Origin of the sequence: Armatimonas sp., assembly GCF_043760365.1 — a bacterium.
In the GTDB taxonomy this organism is placed as follows: Bacteria; Armatimonadota; Armatimonadia; order Armatimonadales; family Armatimonadaceae; genus Armatimonas.
The window spans coordinates 1-3,863 of record NZ_JAYUPA010000678.1 but is presented as its reverse complement, the minus strand read 5'-3'; the positions used below and the strand labels follow the sequence as shown (position 1 = coordinate 3,863).

At 58.4% G+C, this 3,863-nt stretch carries 2 protein-coding genes and 1 pseudogene; all 3 read right to left on the bottom strand.

Going from position 1 to position 3,863, the window contains the following annotated elements; genetic code table 11:
* Positions 1 to 2,022: pseudogene (locus ACH2EH_RS15815) on the bottom strand (hypothetical protein); the annotation flags it as partial.
* Between the two features lie 253 nt (positions 2,023 to 2,275).
* Entirely contained in the window at positions 2,276 to 2,941 is a 666-nt protein-coding gene (locus ACH2EH_RS15810) for a hypothetical protein (RefSeq protein WP_394795810.1), read from the bottom strand.
* 551 nt (positions 2,942 to 3,492) lie between these two features.
* A partial coding sequence (locus ACH2EH_RS15805; RefSeq protein WP_395143047.1) for an MBL fold metallo-hydrolase occupies positions 3,493 to 3,863 on the bottom strand: 371 nt, incomplete at its 5' end.

The following is a 3,863-nucleotide window of genomic DNA, read 5'->3' as shown; positions in this document are numbered from 1 at the left end:
TTCCTCGAAGACGGCTTTCTGGAGCGCACGCTTGTCGTAGCTGAGCTTGGCACGAAACGCCACAGGCCGGGCCTCCGGGGCCGCAGGCGAGGCGGCGGAAATAGTCCCACCTTGGGCCAGGTAAAACAGAGTTCCCTTTGCCCAGCTCAGCGCACTGCCCCCGGCGGCCAAGCGGCGCGGAGGCGGTGCAGGCGCTCCATCAGCGATAGTTGCGAGCTGAAGGTCCGCCCCGGCAGAGAATGCGACTAGTGTCACACCGTCGCCACCCGATGTCACGACAGGCCCCGTCTCATTGGTAGGTGTTGCTGTCAAGCGGCGGACGCGCTCGTGAATGCCGTCGCCGTCCACGGTTACCGTCACGGGCGCAGCCGGTGCAGGGGGGCCAGGCACGGTGGGCTTCTTCTTTTCTTTCAGCCGCAGCCAGCCCTCACTACTGCGCTCGTCATCCTCTTTTTTAAGATAGACCCAGTAGATATCAAACTGACGCTCCGCCCGCTCGCTCATCCAGACCAGCTTGCTACCGTCGGGCGAGAACGAGGGCACGTAGTCATTTCGCGGGTGGCGGCTGACATTGATCGGCTTCCCGCCGCCTTCAAGAGAGATTACGAAGATCTCGTTGTTGAACTCCTCGTCCTCGGCGCTGTACGTCAGCCACTTATTGTCAGGCGACCAGCTCAGCTCTTGGAGATTCAGCGCTTTGACTACAACTCTATCGTTCTTGCTGTCGGTATCGGATACCACAAGCTCACCCTTGCCACGGATGTAGGCTAGTTTCTTGCCATCGGGCGAGAAGTGGGGGCTACTTTTAGGCACCGACGAGTTTGTCAGGCGCACGGTCGTGCGCTTGAGAGACTTGCTGAGCTTGGGTTCCTCGGGATCGGTGCTGGTAATCGCGTAGAAGTCGCCATCTTTGACGAAGAGCAGTGTCTTACCATCGGGCGACCATGCGATATCTGCCTCACGCCCCGCGCCCTCGGTCAAGCGAATCGCCTTGCCACCGGTTGCGGGCACGGCAAAGACATCGCCGCGCACCACAAACCCCACTTGCTCGCCATCGCTACTAGGAGCCACTTCGGTAGCCCCATTGGCAACAGTGAGGTTCTCGACCATGTTGCTCTTATCATCGGCAGCGACGGCCAACGAGGCGGCTTTGGGGGCGATCATCGCACCACTGAGATTGACCGTCTCGATCCGATCCCCCACCTCAAAAGCTGCACGCGTGCCATCGGCGGAGACTGCGGGAAAGCGGACACCCTCGCCCACAAACTTCGTGAGCGGGGTCGCCCTGCCGCCCGAGGCACTCTGTTTATAGAGATTGTAGGTGCCGTCACGCTCGGAGACGAACAAGATCGTCTTGCTATCGGGCATCCAGAGCGGCCAGAGATCTTGGCCGTCAAAGTCGGTGAGCTGCTTGAACTCCTTGGTCACCAGATCATACGTCCAGATATCGGCGCTCGCACTCCCCCGGTAGCCAATGCGGGGCCAGTCCGTGGCTCCGCGCGAAAAGACCAGCTTGGTGCCATCAGGGGAGAGTTGCCCCCCAATCAGATTACTCAGCCCCAGTATGGGCTTGGGGCGTCCAGGCTTATCGGAGTTATTGACCAAATAGAGGGTCTGGCCTCGGCGTGTCAGCTCCCGCACCGAGCTAACCAGCACTTTCTTGCCGCCATCCGCCCAGCCCTGGAAACCATTGCCGCCGCCGTAGTTGGTCAGCCGCCGCGCCGCGCCGCCGCTTGCGGGCATGGTGAAGACTTCATTGCGTCCGTAGCGCAGCGACTGGAACCCTATCTCTTTACCGTCGGGCGAGAACTGTGCACGACCATCGTAGGCCGGATGACTCGTCAGCCGTCGCGCGGGAGCGCCGCCCTCCGTGGGCGAGCTCCAGAGATCCCCCTGGTAAGAGAACACCAGTGTCTTGCCATCGGGCGAGAGTGCCGGATAGCGGGGGAAAGACACCGAGGACTGCGCGAAGCTAGACGTGGCGAGGGAGAGCGCCGCAAGAGCAAAGGGGATGCATTTCATGGAGAACAGTTTACCCCCTAACCCCCGCCTAGCGGGGGGAATGTAAGGAAAATTCCTTAGAGACTGTGTAAGAACCTCTCCCCAACCCCTCTCCCGGGCAGTCGTTCCCGGGTACCCTTTGGGTGTGGGAAAGGGGCTCTTTGTCGCAGATCTCCCTCCTTTCCCGCACCCAGAGGGTCCCCGGGAGGGGTGGGGAGGAGAGGTTCGTTTCTACACAGTCTCTTATGAATTCCCCCACTGGGTAGCTGGCGCATCACCCCAGTGTCGGTACGGTCTCTAGAAGGGCGTGTCCGGGGGGGAGAAAGGCAGGGACGGTCTTGCGGTAGAGCTTAAGCGCACCCAGTGCCCGCTTGATCTTCTCATCCCGCGTGGTGCGTACCCGCTGCGCCGCCACTTTTGCGCCAGGGCTGTCCCCATGGGCGGCCTTGACCTCGCTTAGGAGGGCCACAAACGTCGCCTGGGTCGAGCCATTGGAGAGCACAAGGGGGCGCGTGAGGGAGAGGGTCGTGTCAGCATTGAGCTTGGCCCAGACCCCGGCGCTATCCTCGCAGGCATCCTCAAACGCGCGGTCATTAGCTCCAATACTCGGGGTCTTTGGCACCAGGGACAGATAAGCACTCTCAGGGAGGTAGCTCTGGACGGTCTTAAGAAAGAGCTTCTGCGGAACAAGAATCGCCTGCCGTCGCGCCTTTCGCTGGGCCTGCTTCTCTTGTGCAACATTATCCACCGTCACAACCGCAACAAAGTCCGCAGCGATCTCGTCGCGAAGATCAATCAGCCCATCCAGTGTCATGCCGTCGGGGAGCAGTGTTGTCTGCGCGAGGGTGAGGGTCTTGGTGGGGAACACGACATTCACTGTGTTCCAATGGGCGATAAAGCGATTGACGATCTGCGTCAAATCCTTAAGGTCAACATTCATGATAGCCATACTATGCCCCTTTATCGTAAGACTACATGGTCTTATGGAGAGTATACCTGATCTTACCAAAATGTCAAATATGTCTATCTAGGTACTAGGCACTGTTTTTCTACCACCATATAAGTATTTCTGAATGGTACTTGATTCTACCGGCACACCATTCCCTTCTTTATCTAGAAAAGCATAGTATCTTATCCCAGAGAGCATCATATCAAGGTTAGCCTGAATCGCGACCAAGTTCTCACTCCCACAAGCCAAGCACTTTTTTCCGGAGGTTCTTAGTGTAAGAAACTCTTTGAGGCACTCAAGTTCTGCCACCCAAGCCTCGCCATCATGAATCGAGCGAAAATTCTCTATTTGCCGCGCAAAGTCATCCTCCGTGACACAGCTCTCGGCCTCGACTATCTTCTGGCAGGCATTGCAGTGCACCGGCTCAACCGGGCACCGAACTGCACGATAGGTCTCCCTATCCAGGAGATAGTAGTAGCGCACCATCGACGAAAACCGGGTCACTTCGCCACTGGGCAACGTACACTCATAGCTGGCTCCCATTAGAACACTAGCCGTAGCCCATCGTGGGCGAGTGCGATATTCTCGGGTAGCGTGGCGGAGACTTCGGCGTGCGGAAAGTGGTGGGAGAGGTGGGTGAAGTAGGTCTGCCGTGCCCCCAGTGCCTTAGCCTCTGCCAGCGCTTGTTCGAAGTGAAAGTGCGTCGGGTGTGGCTCGTAGCGGACGGTTCCAAGCACGATCGTCTCGCGGTTCTGGAGATAGCGCCTCGTCTCCTCGGGAATCTGGGAGACATCCGTAACATAGGCAAAGGTACTATTAAAAACCAAGCTCGTCACTTTGAGATTTCCATGCCAGTGCCAGAGTGGGAGCACCTCGATGCCACAGATTTGTCGGGGGGTGAATGGCTCCCATT